A 21552-nucleotide genomic window follows, 5' to 3' on the forward strand; every position below is an offset into this window, starting at 1 on the left:
TTGAACAAAGGTATAGTTTATACTAACTACTGAATTATTCAATAGTTCATAACAAAAAAAGAATAAGTGGCGGTCCACAAGGCCTCCTGCGATGCAGGTATATACTACTCATTTGCTACTTAAGAATACAAACAAGTTGGTGGATTGTCCACAATATAGAAGGAGCACGAATATTTTGACTAAATTTGCAGATTTCGGATTAGATGAAAAAGTACTACAAGCGGTAATGGAGCTAGGTTTTGAAGAATCAACACCTATCCAAGCACAAGCTATTCCAATTGCTATGAGCGGCAGTGACATGATCGGACAAGCTCAAACAGGTACAGGTAAAACAGCAGCATTCGGCATACCCCTTATTAACAAGATCGAACGTTCGGAAGATAAAATTGTAGCTTTGATCATGGCACCAACACGTGAGTTGGCGATCCAAGTAGCAGAAGAAATTGAGAAACTAGCTCGCTTTAAAGGTATCCGTTCATTGCCAATTTATGGTGGACAAGATATCGTTCGCCAAATTCGCGCTTTGAAAAAGAAACCTCAAATTATCATCGGTACACCTGGTCGCTTGCTTGACCATATCAACCGTAAAACAATCAAACTTGATGATGTACAAACTGTAGTATTGGATGAAGCAGATGAAATGCTTGATATGGGTTTCATGGAAGATATCCAATCTATTTTGAAACAAGTTCCAGAAGAGCGTCAAACCATGTTGTTCTCAGCAACTATGCCTGCTAACATCAAACGTTTAGCGCAACAATTCTTGAAAAACCCTGAACATGTTTCTGTAATTCCAAAACATGTTAGCGCACCTTTGATTGACCAATCTTATATCGAAGTAAACGAGCGTCAAAAATTTGATGCATTGTCTCGTCTATTAGATATGGAATCTCCTGAACTAGCAATCGTATTCGGACGTACTAAACGTCGTGTTGACGAATTGGCAGAAGCTTTGCAAAAACGTGGCTATACAGCTGACGGTTTGCATGGTGACTTGTCTCAGAATCAACGTGATAGTGTAATGCGTAAATTCCGTGACGGTAGTATCGACGTTCTAGTAGCTACAGACGTAGCAGCACGTGGACTTGATGTATCTGGCGTAACTCATGTTGTAAACTTTGACTTGCCGCAAGATCCAGAAAGTTATGTTCACCGTATCGGTCGTACAGGACGTGCTGGTAAAGAAGGCGCAGCTTACTCTTTCGTAACGCCACGTGAAATGGATCATTTACACTTTATTGAGCGTGTAACAAACCAAAAAATCGCACGTAAACCTCTTCCATCTTTGGCAGAAGCGATTGAAGGTAAACAACGCATTACAGCTGAGCGCTTGCTTGAGCTAGTACAAGACGATACAACACCTTTGAACGAATATAAAGGTATTGCTATTCAATTGTTAGAACAATATGATTCTGTGAACTTGCTTTCAGCAGCAATCAAATTGTTAACTGGCGAGAAAAAAGATGCACAGGTTGATTTGACTCCAGAAGATCCAATTCGTGCAAAACGTCGTAAACCAGATGTTCGTTCAGGTGGACGTAAGCCAAGTGGTAGCTACAACCGTGGTGGAAGTAGCACTGGTGGATACAAAGGTAACAGTAGCAGCAGTGGTGGACGCGGTGGATACAGCAGCGGCGGAAGCTCTAGCGGTGGCGGATATAAAGGTAACAAAGATGCTGGACGTGATCGTAACAAACCACGTACAACTAGCAGCGAAAACCGTCGTCCAGCACCAAAACGCGACGATTCTTTCAACGCATAAGTAAATAACATCTTTGTATAAATAGGAGAGTCAGGTATAAAACCTGGCTCTCTTTTTTTATTTTTAACCAAGGGGAATTAGCGAAATACCATACATAATCAATCGACACTGGTATTATAATGAAGAGTTAGGTATATTTAATATGTGTAGGTTTCAGAGAAAACAGCGATATGATGAAATGCTGATGCAGACGTGAGGGGGAAGTTGATTTGGAATTTAGAGGGGTAATGGGTGGAATATACAGGCTATCCGAGTGGATTATGCGCTTAGCAGGTAGTAACCTATTATGGGTCATTTGTTCTTCACCATTTTTATTTTTCCTAGTAATGCGATTTATTTTTGGTCAATCCGGGTTTACAGCGAATGATATTCTTCAAGCCAATTGGGGAATGGGAATTATGGCACCGTTCACATTGTTTCCGGCGACAGCTGCTCTTTTTACAGTGGTTCGTAAATGGGTGATGGGCGAAGGCGATGTATCGGTATTCAAAACCTACTTTAGAGGATACAAAGAAAATTATAAACAGAGTATGTTAGGTGGATTCTTCTATACATTATTATTTGTTATTATGTATGTAGACTATACCGTTTATATGACTCAATTCCCGAATCTACAATTACTTGGAATCGTGATGTTGATTTTCTTGCTGGTATTATTCGTATCTTTGTTCAATTTCTTCGCTATGATTGCTCACTATCATATGAAATTAAAAGATATTGTTAAAAATGCGATCCTTTTATCAATCGTTAGACCATTTCGTCTGTTCTCGACATTGCTCGGTACAGTAGCTTTATTGTTTATCGGTACCAAATATCCTGTGCTATTTGTTTTCTTTTTAGCTTCAGGTATCGCGTGGTTTGCATTCTTTAACTTCTATGGGATGTTCCTTAAAATGCAAGAACAGTCTGAGAAACAAGCACTAGCAGATGAAGAAAAAGAATTAAAAGCAGATGAACAATTAGTGATTGGGGATCAGTCTCCTGTTGAGCAAGCCAAACAAATCAATGTTGAAAAGCAACCAACTTCAATGAACGATAATGTTAAAAAAAGCTTGACTAAAAATAAAGAACGTTAACATAGCCCGAACAAATAGTCGTTAAAACTCATATTTTATTCCTTATTATCGTTCAAAAATAGATATCAGGAAAAAAATGGTGTAAAGGTTTACAATTCGCTACACGAGGTTTATAATGAATTTACATCCTGCAATGTACGTTTTGATTATCTGTTGTTTTGAACCAATAACAATGTCTTGGGAGATTCAAATTGAACTGTAGCTGACCAGCCCTATCCATTGGATGCGGGGACTTCAAAAACAGTTTTGCGATCACCCACCTGCTACGCAGGTTCGAAGACAATGTAATCAGACGGCATATGCGGGACTTTTTAGTAGATTCATCAGTAAGCAAGAGGTTGGTGTAGTGTGAATGACCGAATTATTGAATACGAGAGCGCTCTAGCTACAGTTCTGTAAAAGAATTGATAGAATAGGGCGTTTTTCGTGTGCGCTTACATAATATTAGTTTTATTATTCAGGTACTAATGATACACTTAGAATAAGGTAGGCTTCACATGTAAAGGAGGAAAAATCTTGTCGTTAAAGAGAACATTGGTGGGGATTATACGTAGCCAAGAAGGAACAGGCGATCGTGCCAAAGATCCTCAAATGAAAACAAGATATTACAATCTGTCCCGTGAAAGAGCATGGGAAGAAGTTTCTTCAACCCTCAAAAAAATTCCGGGTTATAAAGTACTGCATGAAGTTCCAAGTGTAGGCGAAATTATACTGGAGAAAAAAACAGGTTTTGGACGGACAATGGATATTACCGTATCGATTGTATCGGTAAGTCCTGTGCGTAGTGCCATCGATATTTATTCTGCTTCTCGTGGATCATTAGGTGATCTAGGAGCGAATTATCGTAATATCCTGAATCTTTTTGGTTCTTTGGATAAAAAGCTAGCACAATACAAAACAACCAGTACCTAATGAAGCCCATGCTTCATACATACGTATTTGGTATACGACTTCAAAGAAGCTTCCTATTCACATACCGTGAGTAGGAAGCTTCTTTTTTTTGGAACGTTAACGATAGTCTACCGTAATACTAAGGATTAGATTCTTACTGTGAAATACTTATTGACTTATTGAAGCTAGATTATAGCAATTGTTTGACGGCTGCAACTGCTTTGTCATAGTCTGGATGTTCAGCCATTTCTGGCAAGTATTCAACATATTGAATAACATCGTTTTGATCAATGACAAAAATCGAACGCATATCAATTACAAATTCTTTAATCAATACACCATAAGCTTTGCCAAACGAGTTATCACGATAATCAGATAGAGTAACGACACGATCTACACCAGCTGCACCACACCATCTTGCTTGAGCAAAAGGAAGGTCTGCACTGATCGTCAGAACGATTACGTCATCGCCTAGTTCAGAAGCGGCTTCATTAAAACGACGTGTCTGTGCATCACATACACCTGTATCCAGAGAAGGAACCACACTAATCAATTTTACTTTACCTGCGTAATCGCTAAGTGTTGCTTGTTCAAGTAGATTTTTACTCAGATTAAATGCAGGAGCTTGATCGCCTACTTTAAGTTCAGGGCCAATAAGAGTAATAGGGTTTCCTTTAAAAGTAGCTATGCCTGTACGTTCTTGTACCATATCATATTGCCTCCTTATATCTTGCTATCATTTCGCAATCTTAACCAGAATTCATTATAATAGAGTGAGGGTAATAAATCAAAAATGCAGTTCACTACTATATTCAGTAAAGGAAGATCCTATGTTATTTGTCCGTTATGAGAATTGGAAAAGTTTTTTACGGTATTATCCAGTCACTTCTTTGATATTATTGATTAATGTTGCAGTGTTTATCTTTTTAAGCTTTAATGGCGGTTCGACCAATTTGCAGACATTAGCTGATTATGGAGCTGTTACAAATCATCCAGCATATAGTGAATGGTGGAGAGTAATTACAGCTATATTTTTGCATAATGGATTTAGCCATTTGTTATCGAATAGCTTTGGTCTAATTGTATTTGCTCCACCGCTTGAACGTTTAATTGGAAGCTGGCGTTATGTAGTTCTGTATATGGCGAGTGGTATTATCGGAAATGTAATCAGTTGGGAACTGTATCAACAATCCGTTACCGGTGTAGTTGCAGTTGGGGCATCTGGAGCCATCTATGGTATCTATGGAGCATTTTTATATATAGCGTTGTTCCAGCGTCAAATTATGGATGAGGCTTCTCGTAAGACGATGTACACGATTTTAGGTCTGGGTCTTATTTTCACCTTCGTTGTTCCGGGTATTGGCATCTGGGCGCATGTAGGCGGTCTAATCGCTGGATTCTTTATTTACGGATTGATGTTGCGATTGACTGGATTACGTGGACGATGGAGACGTTTGGCAGAAGCTTATGCCAAATCACTGTCTGAACAAGAAAATCGAAACAAAATGGAATGATCTTGTTCGATCTATACCACTAATCTTTAGTCGTTTAGATAAAATAAAGATAGAGTGTAAACCAACAAAAACCACTTTCTATACATCGAAAGTGGTTTTTGTTTGGAATCTATTGAATTTAATGATTAGACAGTCATCTGATGATAACGTTCTTAGTCACGGTTACCTGCAAACATAAAGACAAGGCGTAACAATTCAAGTACAGACAATAGCGCAGCCGCTACATAAGTAAGAGCAGCAGCATTCAATACTTTACCTACACTACGTTCTTCTTCATTCGTTACATAACCTTCAGCAACCATAATATCTCTTGCACGGTTACTTGCGTTAAACTCAACGGGTAAAGTTACCAATTGGAATACAACAGCAGCCGAGAAGAAAATAACCCCAAGTCCCAAAAGGCTAAACGAACTGAAAATAGCACCTGCAATAATTAAAAATGGTGCAATACCGGATGTGAAGTTAACAACCGGGAAGATACGGTGACGAAGTGCAAGCATTGGATAATGCGTTTTGTGTTGAATCGCATGACCAATTTCGTGACAAGCTACAGATACAGCCGAAATACTGTTTTGGTAATATACATCTTCAGAAAGACGTACTACCCGATGAACAGGATCATAGTGGTCGCTTAGCGTTCCACGTACAGGTTCGATAGGAACATCTTGAAGACCGTTACTATCTAACATATGACGTGCTGCTTCATAACCGGTAAGACCTCGTGCATTAGGAACTTCAGAATATTTCTTAAATGTACCTTTAACTCTAAATTGTGCCCAGATGGTTAATCCAAACGCAAGAATAATTAAGATCCAAAAGAAAGCATTAATACTCATTTCTCATTCCTCCATAGTATAGACAAATTACATCATGCCTGAACTTTGACCTAGCAGGAATTTTAACGCCTCGATACAGGCGGCACTTTGAGGAATCAGATTAACAAATGCACGTTTGGCTTGATTAGGCTTCATTTGTGAAAGTAAAGGTTCGAGTTCACGTACTTCGCGTTGTAATTGAAGCATGTGTTGTTCCAACTCGGTGAGTCGTTGCGTAACCTGTTCTTCGTCTGAAACCCGATCCCAGGCGTGCAGTTTATCTCTAATTTCATCAAGAGTGTATTTGTCCTGCTTTAACTTTGTTATACGTTCCAATCGTATTAAGGTTTCAAAACTATAGAGCCTATAGTTTTTTAAGGAACGACTTTCTGGTTGTATCAATCCGAGCTTAGTGTAGTAATCAACTGTACGTTCACTAATGCCGGCTGTTTTGGCTAATTCGCCGATCCGATAAAGTTTCATATCCCCAAGGTATCCACCCCCATTTATAGTCATGATCAAAACAGGATCCCTTGAGTTTGCATCCTGTTTGTTTATATTACAGGAATACAAACGTTGCAGTCAAACCATACAGTGTAACGTTATGCTTGCTTTTACATATTCTGTCACACTATATGAAGGAAGACTTAAATCTAGTATAATCACGATCCCTTAAATTTAGATGAAAATGATCTGAATACTATATAAATAGTATAAAAAGTATTCATCATAACAAATATAAAAATACGTATAAAAAATAGGATCAAAATCGCTCAAAAGCTTGAATTCACTACACTTTGACGATGTTAAACGGTAAAGAATTAAAGTAAGAGTAGATGTAAGAAACAAAATATTTTCAAAAATTGAAAATTAACTCTTGTCATTCTTTCATTATTCTGATTATAATGACATTAAGGATTTCACGACATGTGAAGTAATATTACATAAGGAGAGTGGGTTATATGAGAAAAAAATGGGCCGTTATGGGGTTAGCGGCATCAACCCTTCTTGCTTTTCCATTAAGTGCTTTTGCAGCAGCTGAGGTTACAACAGCTGAGGTATCCACAGGACTTAACACGTTCTTCGTGTTCCTGGCGTTCGCACTGGTGTTATTCATGCAAGCTGGTTTTGCACTGTTAGAAGCGGGTTCAGTACGTATGAAAAATGCGGGTCACGTTGCAGGTAAAACAATTCTTACACTGGGTATTGCACTCATTGCTTTCTGGGCTTTTGGTTTTGGTCTTGGATTTGGTAATGGTAATGGATTTTTCGGGTATGAAGGATTTTTCTTAAGTGGCGAAGGAATGATGGGGTCGTTTGATGCACTATCTGGGCTTGGTATTCCAATCTCAATGATGTTCCTTTTCCACCTTGCTTTCGCAGCAGTCTCCTTATCTATTGCTTTTGGCGGATTTGCTGAACGTGCGAAGTTAAGTGTGTATATTATCTTCGGTATTTTGTTTACGGTTATTATTTACCCGATCATTGCTCACTGGGTATGGGGTGGCGGGTGGTTAGGCGCTATGGAGATGCAGGATTATGCAGGTTCTACCGTTGTCCATTTGACAGGTGCAACAGCAGGTCTAGCCGCTACATTAATGCTCAAACCTCGTCTTGGTAAATACAATAAAGATGGTAAGCCTAATATTATTCCAGGTCATAACCAGATTTATTCTGTAGTCGGTGTATTTATTCTCTGGTTCGGTTGGATGGGCTTTAACCCGGGTAGTGCGCTATCTACATTAAATGATGGATTCTTCACTTATGTGGCGCTGACAACTAATCTTGCAGCCGCAGCAGGTGGTGTAGCCGCTCTATTGATCTCATGGGTTGTTTTTGGTAAAGCAGATATTCCAAGTATGTTAAATGGTGTGCTTGCTGCACTTGTAGCGATTACCGGTTCTTGTGCTTTTGTCGATGTATGGGCGGCTATCGTAATCGGTCTGGTAGCAGGTATTGTAACCTTCTTTACATCACAATGGTTTGAAAAAGCAGGAATCGATGATCCGATCTATGCGTTCTCTGTTCATGGTATTGCAGGTATGTGGGGAGCTGTCTCTACAGGATTCTTCGCTACACCGGAATTAGTAGAAAAAACAGGTGTTGGTTCTCCAGGATTGTTCTATGGTGGTGGATTCCATCAATTAGGCGTTCAGTTGCTAGGGATGATCGGTACATTTATCTTTGTTCTCGTGATCTCTCTTCTTATCTTATGGATCATGAAATCGATCAATGGTATTCGTGTTACTGAAGAAGAAGAAATGATGGGTCTAGATATTAGTGAACATGGTTCTTATGGTTATCCTGAGCAAATGAGAGCATTAGGTGAAGATGCGCGCAAATAACGCTCTGTTCTCCAACATCATGAAGAAAGAGCAGTAGGGGATGAAGCTGATGAATGAATATTCTTTTGATCTTCCCTTGCGTGATCTTGCCGATGCTGATACTCCGCAATTATTGAAAGAAAAGCGCATATCGATGCAGACCGAATTGTATCAAGCTTTGCCGGATAGCGACACGCGTCAGTGGGTAAAGAAGGTCAATGAAATGCACGATCATGTAATGCAACAGGCAGTAGCCATTTGTGAAAAACAATTAAGTGAGGCGGGCTACGGTCCGCCTCCTGTTGCATATTCTTTTATTGTTTTCGGTAGCGCAGGGAGATTGGAATCTACACTTTGGAGCGATCAAGACAATGGATTGATCATAAGTGATGAACCTCATGAGGGCAAAGAAGATTATTTCAAACAATTTGGCAGTACACTTGCAGATATATTAGAAGCGATAGGTTATGAGAAATGTCAGGGAAAAGTGATGTGCTCTGAGCCGATGTGGCGTAAAACGCTAACCGATTGGCGTACTCAATTGAATACCTGGCGTAGTGATCTCAGTTGGGAGCCTGTTCGTAATTGGATTATCGCTTCCGATATGAGACATATGGTAGGGGATACTGAACTTTCAAATGCATGGTTAGATACGTTATATGGAGGGATCAAAGAAACACCTCAATTACCAGCGGCAGTTTTGCGAAATACCGTTCGTCACAAAGCAACACTCAATGTATTGGGTCAGGTCGTGGCTGAACGATTTGGCGAGCATGCAGGTGATTTCGATGTAAAGTATGGTATTTATATTCCGCTTGTTAATGCATCACGTTATCTGGCATTACAGCATGGTATCTATGAATCTTCTACATTAAAGCGATTAGAACGGCTTATTCAATTAGAAGCAGCCACGTTATCGCTACTGGAAATGATGCAAGAAGCTTTTTTAACAGCACTGCGTATGCGTAATTCTACACCTGTACAGCAAGTGGATGGATTGTATATCGGTACTGGATTTATGCCGCAAAAAGATTGGAAACAAAGACCTCTTTTCCATGAGCTTCGAGATAGTCTGGGAACAGTGAAAAAAGCACATCGTGTACTTCAACGGCAATTACGCTTTTTAGAAAGGAGACGCTTATGAAAGAGCCAGTGAAAACAGCGAACAATGGTTTTTGGCGCAGTCTGCGTAGTGGTGGTGTTCCATCTGCTATTGCTTCCGTATTCGGTGCTCCTTCTGCACAGCAAATGGCTTTTATAAGATCTCTTTCTCGTGAACAGCGTCGCCCTGAAGTATTGTATATGCCACTGAGCAAGTTAGAGACCGTCGTTTTCGATCTGGAGACGACGGGATTTCATGCTCAACATGGAGATGAGATATTATCTTTCGGAGCGGTCAAAATGATTGGCGATGAAGTGACAGATGAACAATTTTATACGTTAGTAAATGCCAAAACCAATGTCCCTGAAAATATTACAGAGCTGACAGGTATTACCCAGGAAATGATTGAAGGTGCCCCTTCGCTAATCGACGGGTTGCATGACTTTATGGCTTTTGTCGGTAGATCGGTATTAATTGCTCATGGTACAGGGCATGATAAAGCATTTCTCAATGCCGCTTTATGGAAAACATCCAAAATCCAATTAACACATCGGATACTGGATACAATGATGATCGGCAAATGGCTTAAACCTTCACTTGGTAGTTACGGATTAGATGAATTATTGGAAGAAGCACGTATTCCGATTACACTTCGCCATCATGCACTAGAAGATGCCAAAATGACAGCTTCGTTATGGGGAGAGTACCTTCGTCTAATGCGTCATAAACAGGTGGATACACTCGAAGATTTGTATGCTTATTTGAGTAATTTCTAAGATTGATTTCAAAGAAATTAATATGATTTAAACCAGTCTCAATGCGCAAGATTGCAATGTATACAAAGGTGTATCTGAGGCAGTTGAATCTGCTAAATTATCCGTGATCACTTGATAACCTGCTATAGCCAAAGATTGCGTATTGTGTGTATGCAAATGGTTTTTGTGTACATGATCTTGATCTGAGATCATAAGCCATGAACGATCTATCCATTGTGGCTGATCAGATAAAGCAGTAGATGATGATCCAATTAGATAAATAGGGGTCAAAGCACCAAATTGCTGTAATTGAATAAGATCTGTGGAAGAAGGTATAGGAGCAGACAATGGATGGGAATGAAAAATGCCGATCAAGTCAGTCTCTTGATAACAACATTGAACCCATTCAATAGGGTCAAACAGGAAGTGGTGCAGCGGGTCAGGTGCAACGTTGCGTAGCTTCCGATAGGATTCGATGCGCATACCTCCCGCTGCTTTTCTACCGAGCAATACCCCGCAGACTTCTGAGGATAGGGAACTGCTCATATGGTCGGTCAGTAGCTGTAGGGCTGTTGGACGAATGGAGATGTCAGTCTCCCTATCTGTGCGCAGCAGGTCTGCCATTGTATTTACCCCTCTCTTTATTGGACTCTCCATGCAATCAGGAGAGTCACTTTTTTTATTATAATAGATATGTATTTGTAGAACGTTTCATAAAATAAGGCTCTGCGACCTATATCCAAAAGATATACGATCCAGAACCTTATTTTTGATATTCATCATATAACTAATAGATACAGAAGTGGATCACGCTCTCTAACGCTATGAAGCATTACAGTGCGAAGTTATCGTAAACATCTTACAATCTCTTATTAATGGTTCACGATCCCATGAATAGAAGGGCCGTTAGATAGATTCTGATCAGGCAAAGCTTGTCCAATAAGAGCATAACGGATACTGTCTACCAATGCTTCCCAACTGGCTTCAATAACGTTAGCAGATACACCGACCGTACTCCACGTATTGCTTAGATTCTGTGATTCGATCAATACACGGACTTTAGAAGCGGTTGCGTCTGCTTCATCTAATACACGAACTTTATAATCGGATAGATGCATTTCACGTAAATTCGGATAATGTTCAACCAAAGCTTTACGAAGTGCATTATCCAGTGCATTCACCGGACCATTACCTTCAGCGGCAGTGTAGATACTGTCTCCACCGATTTTGAGTTTGACAAAAGCTTCAGATACAACAGCAGAACCTGCATTTTTCTCGACCAACATTTTGAACGATTCAAAAACGAATAATTCTTTAATTTCACCATTGGCTTCACGTAGCAACAATTCAAGCGAAGCATCTGCGCCTTCGAATTGATATCCTTGATGCTCCAAATCTTTGATTTTACCAATAATCTGTTTGGTATTTTCATTTTCAGGGTCAAGGATCAGATCCATTTCTTTCGCTTTAGAAAGGATATTGCTTTGTCCTGCTAATTCAGAGACAAGAATACGCTGTTTGTTACCAATTTTCTCAGGTTCGATATGCTCATAAGTTCTAGAATCACGCAAAATAGCAGAAACGTGAATACCTCCTTTATGGGCAAAAGCAGCATTTCCAACATAAGGCTGATTAATAGGCATATGCACATTCGCAATTTCGCTAACATACCTTGCTGTATTCGTTAATTGAGCCATCTGTTCGTTACTGATACAGGTATAATCCATTTTTAATTGCAGTGTAGGTAGGATAGAACAAAGGTTAGCATTACCACAACGCTCACCATATCCATTCATTGTGCCTTGAATCTGTCTTGCTCCGGCTTGAACAGCGCTTAATGTATTAGCTACAGCTAGTTCGCAATCGTTATGTGTATGAATTCCTAGAGGAGCGCCGTCAAGTTCAAGATTTAATCTGGATACGATTTCATAAATTTCATGTGGAAGTGTACCACCATTGGTATCGCACATGGTTAACCAATCTGCACCTGCTTTGCGTGCTGTACGTAATACTTCTACTGCATATTCAGGATTGTTTTTGTACCCATCGAAAAAGTGTTCAGCATCAAAAATAAGTTCCATTCCTTGTTGCTTCAAATAGGAGATTGAATCTGCAATCATCGCTAGATTTTCTTCAAGTGTAGTCTGAAGTGCAGTATGCACATGAAAATCCCAAGACTTACCGACTAATGTAGCGGCTTGTGCACCGGATTCGATCATGCGTTTGAGATTATCATCCTGATGGGCAATACTCCCCTTACGACGTGTACTACCAAAGGCTGTGATTTTGGCATGTAATCCAAGTGTTTGTACTCGTTTGAAAAACTCAATGTCTTTGCCATTGCTTCCGGGAATACCGCCTTCAATATAATGAACACCAAGCTCATCAAGTTTTTTGGCGATTTTGAGCTTGTCATCTGCGGACAAACTGATACCTTCACCTTGAGTACCGTCACGAAGCGTAGTGTCGAAAATCGATATGGACTTTGACATAATGGGGAGTTCCTCCTTCATTTGTGCAAAAAAATGAATAGCTTTTTTTAGTGTTTCGTTAATCATTTGTGAAGTGGGGTGTCAATAAAGCATTGTTTTTTAGTATAATTTATTATTATATCACCTCACTTATGTAAGGGATACGATAATTTTGATTTTATTTAGTTTACTAGGAGGCAGTACATCATGCAATTACATATTCAAAAAGTTGAACAAAATAACAAGGTATTCACCCTTTATTATACGTCAGAACAACCTTTACCGTTTGATCCACACGATGTGGTCATGGTATCTGCTGGAGATTATGTAGTCGCAAGTGTGCGTGAATTAACAGCAGATGCGATTCAGCTATATATTTCAACAGACGAACCGCTAGAGTGGGGCGATCAAGTTGTGATCCAACTGGCATTTTCACCGACAGTATCGATTGTAGGGAGTAAAGAGATTATTGCCAAATTAGGGCATTTTCCTGACTTCGAACACGGTGTAATAACTGATCATACTATTGGTAAAGACAAAGTGGAGTTAGATGTTCAATTGGCAGAACCTTTTGCAGATCATACGATCAAGCTTACTTTTTTGGAAGCGACTGAGATTGAATTTTCAGCACCGGATATGGAGAAGAATGAAATCGCTGAGATGGATTTCCGTTATGATGAAACATTGATGGTCGTTGATATTGAAGCAGCAAGAGGCATGTCAGGTAGTTTCTTCTGTGGAGGCATCAAAGCAGAGTTGAAATCGTAAGCTCTATGGAAAGTTCACCTCAGACTTAAGAGGACGACTTTTGAAGAAATATATCTGTAAAGGGATAAAGGGGGATAGATATGCCTAATTTGGAAGATTATAATCAACCGTTATCCGATCAAATTGTAGCTATTGTAGAACAAGGAAATCGTTCTCACGAAGATCATAAATGGGATCAAGCGTTAGATAAATATACAGAGGCTTGGGAGTTGCTTCCAGAGCCTATAGCGCACTGGGATCTTACAGAATGGATTGCTTCATGTAAAGTAAGTGTCTATATGGATCGTCAGGATTATCAACAGGCTCGTGAGTGGGCACTGCTTGCTCTAGAAGCAGTAAAAGATAATCCTAGACATACTTCAGCTCGAATAAATGTCGGTATAACCTGTTATGAGACAGGGGATACGTCCGAAGCATATACATGGTTTGAACAAGCCTATCAATTTGGTGGTACACGTGCTTTTCAAGGATTCGATCGCAAATATCTGCAATTCTATACACAGATGAAACAAACGGAAAAGGAGGAAGCCCAATGACAGTTTCTTTAGATCAATTAACTATTCAAGATATTCCATGGAATCGGATCACTACGCCTTACGGGAGAGCGACAGAAGTTCCTCAAATGATCGCCAAAAGGAATTACAGTGGTCTATCCAATATCGTAGAACATCAATCAACATTATGGCAGGTCACACCATGGCTACTATTCTTTTTGTTAAAAGAATTATCTCTTCAATCACCAGATGAAGTCAGCGCAGCAGAGATTGATTTGTATGCAGGAGTAATTGAAGCTCTTTCTGAACACGAACAGTTGGAAGATACTAAGCAGACACTGGACGCAATGCCTCTTTTATTAGAAGAAACGTATCTTTGGGATAACGATGATCAAGATGATGAATTAGAATGGGACAATGAAGAACCTCGCGGATATGATTCAGAAATCTTTTTCAATTATTATGTCTACAGTTATCTACTTCTGAAGCAAGCTCTACCTGTATTTGAAAATATCTCACGTCATACGACAGATCAAGATATGCAAAATACGTTGCAGGACTGTATGGAGTACTTGGAATAAGGAGGATGGATTGTGCAGTATATCAAATCGTTATTTGAAGATGAAATATACTATTTTGAAGTGGACGATCAACGAGTAGCTTATCGCCAGATTGTGATAGCAGAAGGTCAATCCAAAGTATCGATTGCGCCTGATTTTATGCTCGCTGAGAAAAAAGTTGATTTTGAACCGGATGAACAGATTGGTCTAATTGAATTTGAAATAATATGGGAATCTGCAATCTCATCCTATCGAAAGCAATGGGATTATTACAAACAACAGTACTTGCCCGGTGATTCGGTAACAGGCATATTACGTATGTTCTATCCGCAAGGTTGTCTTATTCAATTGAATGAGCATGTGTATGCAATTGCCGATACAACAACATTGCCTGAACAGATGAATGGACAACCGATCGGAGTAGGATTAACGGTAACCGGTATTGTTAGTGGTTATGATGAGCAGAATCTATGGGTACAATTGGATCAATGTACGATCCACAGCTAGTCTATATCGGTGAAAGGAGATTATACATAATGAGTGAGCAGATTCAGACTCAACTCATACGAATCTATGATAAGTTGGAGCAATTGCGGATACAGGATAGTACATTTCAAGTATTCGGTGCTTTTCATCATCAGTATCGACTAAATACTGTCCAAACTGAAGCTGAAATCACTGCGTTTGAACAACAACATCAAATCGTATTACCTGCGGATTATCGAGCATTTTTGTTACAAATTGGTGATGGTGGAGCAGGGCCTTATTATGGATTAGAACGGTTAGCAGATGGCATTTATGAATCTTTAGATGATAAAAATGAAGCATTCGGACTGGTAAATATTTCGGCTGATTTTCGGTTTACTGAATCGTGGAATCTATTGCCTGCTGAGGAAGAGGCAGAAGATGAGATTGATGAAGAAGCTATGTATGATGCCAAATGGGCAGATGGAATGCTGAGAATTAGCAATTATGGTTGCGGTGTATCGATTAATTTGATTGTACGAGGGAACAGTTACGGAGAAATATGGGTAGATGATCGATTCAATGATGGAGGAATATATCCAGATCATTATTTTGATAATCCCAATCGCTTACATTTTTTGGACTGGTATGAACTCTGGTTAGATCAATCGTTATTGAATCCAAGCAGGTAGGAGGGGTTTGAAATTGAATCCATTTATAGAGCAAGACGATGAGCGGGATGGACCGTTGCGAACGATAGAGGTTAATCAAGCGGAGATTGTTGCTTTTCAAAAAGCAATGTTGTATCTGAAATTTGCTTGTGAAGAAACAGATTCACTATTGTATGCAGGTAGTGATTCGCTGAATAGTCTACTTTATAAAATCATGAAAGCAAGTGATATGGCTGAAAGTTCGGCTTCGTTTTATAATCAATCGTCTCTGATGAATGAAACATTTGTTGAGGAAAAGTTGAAGCGTCTAGAGCAAGAGCAACCCTATGTGAAGTCGTCCACTCACGAGCAAACGCAACAATGGATGAAGTCGTACATGTATCCGTTCCTATATTCTGGTGAAAAGTAAATTGCAAACAGATGTCATTTCATAAGAAATGAGGGTGTACCAATGAAAGCTATTACCTATAAGCATAGTAAAGCTGATGGACTACTAGGATATGAATTATTGCCTGCGCGTTATGGTGAAAAGTGGAATCAGATTGAAGCCGATTCTGTTTTTATTTATGCGGGTGATTTTGATTATTTGATGCCTTATCTGAAAAAGCATTATCCGATTGTTGATCCGGTGACCAAAGATCGATATGGATACTTTGATACAACAGGATTTAATCCGATTGCCAAAGCACTCTGGACCAATATATTAGCCGAAATGAAAGCTTATCAGACCAAAGATCGTGAACTGAAAGCTTTTATTCGCTCACTAGTTACATGGTTAGAGATACAGTTGGAATGGGCAGATGAAATTATTATTTTCGGAAATTTATGAGGTGAGTCATCGTGGGTTGGGAATACGGTATTCAATGTATAGAACATGATAGCATAAGTAAAGAACAGCAAGCCAAGCAGTTAATGGAGCAGTTAAGACAGGATTTGGTTACGTTAGATCTGGGTGATATGGTGATAGAGCAGGTAGACGATGGGTTGGTTATCACAGATCCTTCTCATACAGAGTGGCCGCATGTGGCACAGATTCAAGTGGAGCAGGCTGAGCTAGCCATTGAATCTATAGCCGAAGGCGAAGTGTATATTTATTGTTTGTTTCATCGACATGATGCACCTGTACGGCGAATGATTGATACCATCCAAACAATTATTTCTACCGAAGATCAGTGGATTGAATTGTAAATGATCATAAGAGTACTGGAAGAGATGAGATTGTAATCAGGATCAGATGTGCACATTATGAAATGAGTATAACCAAGAGAGGAGCAATCCAATGTCTAACCAAATTCAAGTCATTACAGACACAGCTACATTGTGTATTTACGATCTTCAAGCCCTTAAACATCGGTTAGAAGATACATCCGATTGGTGGTCTATTCCTGAAGATGAATTGCTAGAAGTGAATTTAGGAAATGTTGCTTTTCTCAATGTAGGCGCAGATGGCTTATACACGATGCAACAGGTAGAAGATATACAACAAACATCGGTACAATTGTGGATCAATGTTCCTTCGGGTCAATTGTATGCAGGAGCAGCAGAAAATGTAACAGGTGGCGAGCTAGAACCTGAAGATGGAGACAGTGGACAGTATATAACGGTTGAGCCTGGTGTCTATCATTTGAAAATAGCACGAAATGAACAACAGATTGAGTTTGCGCTGTTATGGACTGAGCATCAGCAAGCTACGAACGAGTTCAAAGATTTGATTCGTATAGGATAAGTAATAAGGAGATGAGCCCATTAGCGAACGTATTGATAAACGAAAAAAGGAGTTAGGAGATGTTTAAAAAGGTAAAGTATAAAGCAGGCGATATTTTTGTGATTCCAATGCATGATCAGCGATTTGCAATTTGTCAGGTGATTAGTGCTCTGCATGACCGATTTAAAAAGGTATTTTCATTTGGTGTGCTTTCTATTCAAGAAGATGAAGTCTATCACGGGGAACAACAGTATCTTTTATTTACAAATTATCGAGGATCTTTCTCCATGATCGTTACCGCCTCTAAATTACTCGCAAAAGGAACATGGCAAATCATCGATTATGCTCCATTATCGGCTGAACAAGCGTCGTTGCAATATTTCTCCGTTTCTAACCATCTATATCACAATGACGACTACATCAGAATACTTGAAATCAGTGAATTACAAGATTATCCTCCACTTGCTGTAGCAGGATATGAATTAGTACAAAAGTATCTGGCTCAGTATCCATAAGGTTGAAATTGATTCATCTCTATTCAGCTCCAATACATACATAATAAAATGTCGAACGTTTGTACTTATTTTTAGATGGATAGGATAGGCTAAATGATACAGTTACGATATAATAAAACCATACGATATTTATTGTAAATGATTCGGATCATCGAGCAAAGGGAACAGGGTACACTCTACACAGGCAAGGAGGATGATCAGCTTGAGGCATCATGCCAATTACTACCCTGCCAAAGGAAGGGTCATTCTGCATGTGGATATGAATGCTTTTTACTGTTCTGTTCATACGGCGGAAGAACCTGACAAATATCAAGGAAAACCAACTGCTGTTGCGGGTAGTGTTGAACTTCGTAAAGGAATAGTGGTAACTTCATCGTATGAAGCTAGAAATCGTGGCGTCAAAACAGGTATGTTAGTTAGAGAAGCCTTGCAAAAATGCCCGAATCTGATCTTAATTTCGCCTGATTTTTATCTGTATAAACAATACTCGATGGCATTTATGAATATTGCCTATAGTTATACGCCAATGTTGCAAGCAACCTCCATTGATGAATGTTATCTAGATATCACCGGTTCAAGTCAATTCGGTACACCTCCACAGATTGCTGAACAGCTACAACAACGGATCTGGGACGAATTGCATTTGCCGTGTTCGATAGGGATTGCTCCTAATAAATTACTGGCAAAAATGGCTTCTGATATGAAAAAGCCTAAAGGAATTTCGATTTTGCGTATACGAGATATGCCCAAGTTGTTGTGGGATAAGCCATGTGGACAATTATTTGGTGTAGGTGGTAAAACATCTGCCAAATTGGTAGATATGGGTATTCGCACGATTGGACAACTGGCGGCGGCAGATGAAGCTCGCTTAACAGCTAGATTTGGTGTAATGGGAAGCTGGCTCAAACAAGCGGCTAACGGTATTGACCATTCGCCTGTTGAGATTGATCGTGAAGTCAGTAAGTCGATAGGGCATACCACAACATTACCCGCAGATATTCAAGCACGTGATGATATCAGAAGAGTAATGCTCAATCTAAGTGATCAGGTGTGTCGCCGATTGCGTCGTCAGAAATTAATAGCACAGACGATTCAGATTACGATTCGTACGCCAGATATGAAAACGATCACTCGCTCCAAATCGCTGGCTGTTCCTACAGAAACCGCTGATGAAGTCTATCGTGAAGCTTGCGCATTGTATGATCGCCATTGGGGAGATCGTGCGCCTGTACGATTGCTGGGTGTATCTCTTCAGAATTTGCAACCGAAAGAAGAAGCTGCTCTACAAATGGATTTGTTCGATTATAGTCGTCAACCGGTCAAAGAACAGTTAAATGAAGTAATGGATAAATTACGTGACAAATTTGGCGAAAGTGCGATTTTGACAGCAGGTATGTTAGGTAATGATCCTTCGGTATTGATTCGCAATCACAAAATCAGAGGAACTTCGCTGCAAAAAGATGGAGTTATCTTACCAGGTATGGAAGAATAGACGATAAATAGACATTAAAATAAAAAAATATAGTTTAAATTTTAGGGAATCTTGGATTAATGCAAGAGGTATGTTACAATTTGTGTATTGGAAATTGCTGGTTATTGATTTGAAATTATCGATTTTTTATATTATATTGTGATTATATGTACACTGGTGTCGGTTCTCAAAAAGACAACTGGTAAGTAACGATAGGAGGCATATATAAAGATGGGGAAATATAGTTGGGTTGATAAAGATACATGCATCGCTTGTGGTGCTTGTGGAGCAACAGCTCCAGACGTTTACGATTATGATGATGAAGGTTTGGCAGAAGTGATTTATGATGGTGATGCTAACCGCGGTATAATGGCAATTCCAGACGATATGTACGATGACTTGCAAGATGCTTGCGATGGTTGCCCTACAGATTCAATCAAAATTGCTGATGAGCCTTTCGCTCAATCTGAATAATTTAGATTGTATTTATAATATCATAAATACAGGATCCGAATAAAAGGCGTTGCAGAGGCACATATGTGTCTCTCAACGCCTTTTATCATCTTTTTAAAGCCCCTTGAAGAAATACACAGATTAGCCGATATAAATAATATTGTAGTACATTTTAAATCTAAAGTAATTATCCCTAAATGGTACATACTATAGAGAAAATATAGAATATTGGAGCGCAGTGTCCATGCTGGAGGTAATGAATGAAAAATCTACTCTATCTAAAGCGATATGTCAAAATGCATCCCAACAACAGAATGGGCTGGTATTTGTTAGGTAAAGAATATGAAGCAGATGGGCAAATGGGTAAAGCTAATTACTGTTACAACAAAGCTGGAGATGTATACGAAGCGTTTGAACATAGCAAAGTCCCTGCTGATATTTTGAAAGATTATGAAGCCAAGCTCATGGAGATGGCTGAAAAAAGAGATCATAAAATACGTCGTTGGCGGCGTAGCTTATTCGCATTATTATTGCTTTTTCTGATTATGTTACGTTCTGTAGACGCTCCTCACGCAACAGATGATACTCTTGCAGATCAATTGGCTTCTCAACCAACCAAGTCACCTACTCAGGTAGCCTCTCAAAAACAACCGAAAGAAACATTCAAAGGATACTCTGTGCCGCTTAGCTTTACAGCTGAAGCATCGGGGATTCATAGCAATGCTTCATTATTGGCGGTATCCAAGTATATGCAACAACAATTGTTCCAAACAGCACCTCAAGTAGCCTCAGTACTAGGTATGGAAAAGCAAGATGATTGGTTGATATGGAAAGACAATATGCCTGTATTATATACAATGGCTGCAACCAAACAACCCGGACAAATCGATCTACAATCGTATGATCCAGAAGCTTGTAAGTGCAAGCCGGGAGAACTGGAACGTTATACTAATGAATCTGCGGCATGGGTACAGCAACAAGAACAATGGATTGTGATGCAGACTGCGATTACGAATTATATTACAGCTAAAGGGAATCTTCCGGCGCAGATCAATCAATTGGATGCTCCTTTTCCCGGTAACTGGTTAGCAGGTAGTTCGGATACGATGAATAGCACATTTACAGCATTGAAGAAATGGCAAAGTCGTCCGGGACAAAGTACAGGTGATAGTGAAAGTACCAGAGGAGACAAAGCTTTCTCCTCTACACTTGGTAATCATCCTTATTTTACAAAGCCACTTGAAGTGATCGTAGACAGAGAAAAGCATCGCTTGGCGATTGTAAGTGGATCGATTATTTTACGCAATTATGAAGTCGGGCTAGGTGGAAGCAAAACGCCTGAAGGAACGTTTAGAGTATCGATTAAAGTGATCAATCCAAATAGTAAATCCAAAGGAGAATTTGGAAGTCGGGGTATGCAGTTATCCGATACAAATTATGCTATTCATGGTACCAATGATCCGGATAGTGTTGGGAAAGATGAATCGCTAGGTTGTGTACGGATGGATCAAGCCGATGTTGAAGAATTATTCGATATGATTCCGTTAGGTACCAAAGTGACGATTGATAGTAATGTGTTGCCGGGTGATCCTGCGATACCGACTGTACGTTTCAAGACAAATCGCACTCAAGATCAGACTGATCCTTCCCGTCATTATCATTGGTTGAATTAGGATGGTTCCTTGTAGTCACTGGTTTGATTCATTATAGACCGTTTGAGTTTATGTACACAGTGGACGC

At 39.6% G+C, this 21552-nt stretch carries 25 protein-coding genes and 1 other RNA gene; 21 read left to right on the top strand and 5 right to left on the bottom strand.

Going from position 1 to position 21552, the window contains the following annotated elements; all coding sequences use genetic code 11:
* The first annotated feature begins 175 nt into the window (after nt 1–175).
* The 4 genes from PaeCFBP13512_RS08470 to PaeCFBP13512_RS08485 all read left to right on the top strand — a co-directional run bounded on the left by PaeCFBP13512_RS08470 (nt 176) and on the right by PaeCFBP13512_RS08485 (nt 3750).
* Nucleotides 176–1762, top strand: a complete 1587-nt coding sequence (locus PaeCFBP13512_RS08470) for a DEAD/DEAH box helicase (protein ID WP_069327074.1) — start codon at nt 176–178, stop codon at nt 1760–1762.
* Between the two features lie 209 nt (nt 1763–1971).
* Complete coding sequence (locus PaeCFBP13512_RS08475) at nt 1972–2838, top strand: YesL family protein (RefSeq protein ID WP_083243412.1); 867 nt, start codon at nt 1972–1974, stop codon at nt 2836–2838.
* 122 nt (nt 2839–2960) lie between these two features.
* A non-coding RNA gene (gene ssrS / locus PaeCFBP13512_RS08480) (6S RNA) lies at nt 2961–3150 on the top strand.
* A 204-nt stretch (nt 3151–3354) separates the two neighbouring features.
* A complete protein-coding gene (locus tag PaeCFBP13512_RS08485) occupies nt 3355–3750 on the top strand; it encodes a DUF1499 domain-containing protein (RefSeq protein ID WP_069327075.1) in 396 nt (131 codons plus the stop codon).
* A 169-nt stretch (nt 3751–3919) separates the two neighbouring features.
* Here PaeCFBP13512_RS08485 and tpx read toward each other — a convergent pair whose 3' ends face one another.
* Nucleotides 3920–4438, bottom strand: coding sequence for a thiol peroxidase (gene tpx, locus PaeCFBP13512_RS08490; RefSeq protein ID WP_137222430.1), 519 nt, complete (start codon nt 4436–4438; stop codon nt 3920–3922).
* A gap of 121 nt (nt 4439–4559) precedes the next feature.
* Between tpx and PaeCFBP13512_RS08495 the strand changes: the two genes are divergently transcribed.
* Nucleotides 4560–5243, top strand: coding sequence for a rhomboid family intramembrane serine protease (locus PaeCFBP13512_RS08495; RefSeq protein WP_137222432.1), 684 nt, complete (start codon nt 4560–4562; stop codon nt 5241–5243).
* Between the two features lie 152 nt (nt 5244–5395).
* On the opposite strand, the gene PaeCFBP13512_RS08500 is transcribed toward PaeCFBP13512_RS08495, so the two are convergent.
* Nucleotides 5396–6079: a zinc metallopeptidase gene (locus PaeCFBP13512_RS08500; protein ID WP_137222434.1), complete on the bottom strand. Its 684-nt coding sequence runs from the start codon at nt 6077–6079 to the stop codon at nt 5396–5398.
* Between the two features lie 27 nt (nt 6080–6106).
* Complete coding sequence (locus tag PaeCFBP13512_RS08505; protein WP_069327107.1) at nt 6107–6541, bottom strand: MerR family transcriptional regulator; 435 nt, start codon at nt 6539–6541, stop codon at nt 6107–6109.
* A 479-nt stretch (nt 6542–7020) separates the two neighbouring features.
* On the opposite strand from PaeCFBP13512_RS08505, the gene PaeCFBP13512_RS08510 reads away from it, so the two are divergent.
* From PaeCFBP13512_RS08510 to PaeCFBP13512_RS08520, 3 genes are read left to right on the top strand one after another with little or no spacing between them, the layout of a single operon-like run.
* Nucleotides 7021–8403 (top strand): ammonium transporter, encoded by a 1383-nt coding sequence (locus tag PaeCFBP13512_RS08510; protein ID WP_069327079.1) that lies wholly within the window; start codon nt 7021–7023, stop codon nt 8401–8403.
* A gap of 40 nt (nt 8404–8443) precedes the next feature.
* Complete coding sequence (locus tag PaeCFBP13512_RS08515) at nt 8444–9526, top strand: DUF294 nucleotidyltransferase-like domain-containing protein (RefSeq protein WP_137222436.1); 1083 nt, start codon at nt 8444–8446, stop codon at nt 9524–9526.
* Nucleotides 9523–10260 carry an exonuclease domain-containing protein gene (locus PaeCFBP13512_RS08520; protein ID WP_137222438.1) on the top strand — a complete coding sequence of 246 codons (738 nt, stop codon included), beginning with the start codon at nt 9523–9525 and terminating at the stop codon, nt 10258–10260. Before PaeCFBP13512_RS08515 ends, PaeCFBP13512_RS08520 begins: the two co-directional genes overlap by 4 nt.
* Before the next feature lie 27 nt (nt 10261–10287).
* Here PaeCFBP13512_RS08520 and PaeCFBP13512_RS08525 read toward each other — a convergent pair whose 3' ends face one another.
* Together PaeCFBP13512_RS08525 and cimA are read right to left on the bottom strand one after the other, a co-directional pair.
* Complete coding sequence (locus tag PaeCFBP13512_RS08525) at nt 10288–10863, bottom strand: M67 family metallopeptidase (RefSeq protein WP_161594238.1); 576 nt, start codon at nt 10861–10863, stop codon at nt 10288–10290.
* A gap of 248 nt (nt 10864–11111) precedes the next feature.
* Nucleotides 11112–12731, bottom strand: coding sequence for a citramalate synthase (gene cimA, locus PaeCFBP13512_RS08530; protein ID WP_137222442.1), 1620 nt, complete (start codon nt 12729–12731; stop codon nt 11112–11114).
* A gap of 186 nt (nt 12732–12917) precedes the next feature.
* Here cimA and PaeCFBP13512_RS08535 point away from each other — a divergent pair, with 186 nt between their 5' ends.
* The 13 genes from PaeCFBP13512_RS08535 (at nt 12918) to PaeCFBP13512_RS08595 (ending at nt 21485) form a co-directional block, all read left to right on the top strand.
* The gene (locus tag PaeCFBP13512_RS08535; protein WP_069327084.1) at nt 12918–13478 is read left to right on the top strand and encodes an Imm50 family immunity protein; all 561 of its coding nucleotides are present in this window, start codon (nt 12918–12920) and stop codon (nt 13476–13478) included.
* Between the two features lie 80 nt (nt 13479–13558).
* Entirely contained in the window at nt 13559–14014 is a 456-nt protein-coding gene (locus PaeCFBP13512_RS08540; protein ID WP_137222444.1) for a tetratricopeptide repeat protein, read from the top strand.
* Nucleotides 14011–14553, top strand: a complete 543-nt coding sequence (locus tag PaeCFBP13512_RS08545) for a hypothetical protein (protein WP_137222446.1) — start codon at nt 14011–14013, stop codon at nt 14551–14553. Before PaeCFBP13512_RS08540 ends, PaeCFBP13512_RS08545 begins: the two co-directional genes overlap by 4 nt.
* Nucleotides 14554–14565: 12 nt before the next feature.
* A complete protein-coding gene (locus PaeCFBP13512_RS08550; protein WP_137222448.1) occupies nt 14566–15039 on the top strand; it encodes a hypothetical protein in 474 nt (157 codons plus the stop codon).
* A 29-nt stretch (nt 15040–15068) separates the two neighbouring features.
* Nucleotides 15069–15689, top strand: a complete 621-nt coding sequence (locus PaeCFBP13512_RS08555) for an SMI1/KNR4 family protein (RefSeq protein WP_137222450.1) — start codon at nt 15069–15071, stop codon at nt 15687–15689.
* Between the two features lie 13 nt (nt 15690–15702).
* Nucleotides 15703–16077 (top strand): hypothetical protein, encoded by a 375-nt coding sequence (locus tag PaeCFBP13512_RS08560; protein WP_137222452.1) that lies wholly within the window; start codon nt 15703–15705, stop codon nt 16075–16077.
* A gap of 42 nt (nt 16078–16119) precedes the next feature.
* Entirely contained in the window at nt 16120–16497 is a 378-nt protein-coding gene (locus PaeCFBP13512_RS08565) for a hypothetical protein (protein WP_137222454.1), read from the top strand.
* A gap of 11 nt (nt 16498–16508) precedes the next feature.
* Nucleotides 16509–16856 carry a hypothetical protein gene (locus PaeCFBP13512_RS08570; protein WP_137222456.1) on the top strand — a complete coding sequence of 116 codons (348 nt, stop codon included), beginning with the start codon at nt 16509–16511 and terminating at the stop codon, nt 16854–16856.
* 91 nt (nt 16857–16947) lie between these two features.
* On the top strand, nt 16948–17394 hold the full coding sequence (locus PaeCFBP13512_RS08575; RefSeq protein ID WP_137222458.1) for a DUF6386 family protein: 447 nt from the start codon (nt 16948–16950) through the stop codon (nt 17392–17394).
* Between the two features lie 59 nt (nt 17395–17453).
* On the top strand, nt 17454–17888 hold the full coding sequence (locus PaeCFBP13512_RS08580) for an immunity 26/phosphotriesterase HocA family protein (RefSeq protein ID WP_137222460.1): 435 nt from the start codon (nt 17454–17456) through the stop codon (nt 17886–17888).
* A gap of 202 nt (nt 17889–18090) precedes the next feature.
* The gene (locus PaeCFBP13512_RS08585) at nt 18091–19380 is read left to right on the top strand and encodes a DNA polymerase IV (protein WP_069327094.1); all 1290 of its coding nucleotides are present in this window, start codon (nt 18091–18093) and stop codon (nt 19378–19380) included.
* Between the two features lie 210 nt (nt 19381–19590).
* Nucleotides 19591–19833: a ferredoxin gene (locus PaeCFBP13512_RS08590; RefSeq protein ID WP_069327812.1), complete on the top strand. Its 243-nt coding sequence runs from the start codon at nt 19591–19593 to the stop codon at nt 19831–19833.
* 239 nt (nt 19834–20072) lie between these two features.
* Nucleotides 20073–21485, top strand: coding sequence for a L,D-transpeptidase (locus PaeCFBP13512_RS08595; protein ID WP_137222462.1), 1413 nt, complete (start codon nt 20073–20075; stop codon nt 21483–21485).
* The last annotated feature ends 67 nt before the right edge of the window (nt 21486–21552 follow it).

Source organism: Paenibacillus sp. CFBP13512, assembly GCF_005233705.1.
Taxonomy (GTDB): Bacteria; Bacillota; Bacilli; order Paenibacillales; family Paenibacillaceae; genus Saccharibacillus; species Saccharibacillus nuruki.

Bases quoted from the DNA above. Each gene is read 5' to 3' on its own strand.
- PaeCFBP13512_RS08525 (WP_161594238.1), bottom strand. From the start codon at position 10,863: ATGGCAGACCTGCTGCGCACAGATAGGGAGACTGACATCTCCATTCGT.
- PaeCFBP13512_RS08540 (WP_137222444.1), top strand. From the start codon at position 13,559: ATGCCTAATTTGGAAGATTATAATCAACCGTTATCCGATCAAATTGTA.
- PaeCFBP13512_RS08575 (WP_137222458.1), top strand. From the start codon at position 16,948: ATGTCTAACCAAATTCAAGTCATTACAGACACAGCTACATTGTGTATT.
- tpx (WP_137222430.1), bottom strand. From the start codon at position 4,438: ATGGTACAAGAACGTACAGGCATAGCTACTTTTAAAGGAAACCCTATT.
- PaeCFBP13512_RS08595 (WP_137222462.1), top strand. From the start codon at position 20,073: ATGAAAAATCTACTCTATCTAAAGCGATATGTCAAAATGCATCCCAAC.
- PaeCFBP13512_RS08580 (WP_137222460.1), top strand. From the start codon at position 17,454: ATGTTTAAAAAGGTAAAGTATAAAGCAGGCGATATTTTTGTGATTCCA.
- PaeCFBP13512_RS08545 (WP_137222446.1), top strand. From the start codon at position 14,011: ATGACAGTTTCTTTAGATCAATTAACTATTCAAGATATTCCATGGAAT.
- PaeCFBP13512_RS08555 (WP_137222450.1), top strand. From the start codon at position 15,069: ATGAGTGAGCAGATTCAGACTCAACTCATACGAATCTATGATAAGTTG.
- PaeCFBP13512_RS08590 (WP_069327812.1), top strand. From the start codon at position 19,591: ATGGGGAAATATAGTTGGGTTGATAAAGATACATGCATCGCTTGTGGT.
- PaeCFBP13512_RS08510 (WP_069327079.1), top strand. From the start codon at position 7,021: ATGAGAAAAAAATGGGCCGTTATGGGGTTAGCGGCATCAACCCTTCTT.
- PaeCFBP13512_RS08505 (WP_069327107.1), bottom strand. From the start codon at position 6,541: ATGAAACTTTATCGGATCGGCGAATTAGCCAAAACAGCCGGCATTAGT.
- PaeCFBP13512_RS08495 (WP_137222432.1), top strand. From the start codon at position 4,560: ATGTTATTTGTCCGTTATGAGAATTGGAAAAGTTTTTTACGGTATTAT.
- PaeCFBP13512_RS08565 (WP_137222454.1), top strand. From the start codon at position 16,120: ATGAAAGCTATTACCTATAAGCATAGTAAAGCTGATGGACTACTAGGA.
- PaeCFBP13512_RS08515 (WP_137222436.1), top strand. From the start codon at position 8,444: ATGAAGCTGATGAATGAATATTCTTTTGATCTTCCCTTGCGTGATCTT.
- PaeCFBP13512_RS08500 (WP_137222434.1), bottom strand. From the start codon at position 6,079: ATGAGTATTAATGCTTTCTTTTGGATCTTAATTATTCTTGCGTTTGGA.
- PaeCFBP13512_RS08535 (WP_069327084.1), top strand. From the start codon at position 12,918: ATGCAATTACATATTCAAAAAGTTGAACAAAATAACAAGGTATTCACC.
- PaeCFBP13512_RS08520 (WP_137222438.1), top strand. From the start codon at position 9,523: ATGAAAGAGCCAGTGAAAACAGCGAACAATGGTTTTTGGCGCAGTCTG.
- cimA (WP_137222442.1), bottom strand. From the start codon at position 12,731: ATGTCAAAGTCCATATCGATTTTCGACACTACGCTTCGTGACGGTACT.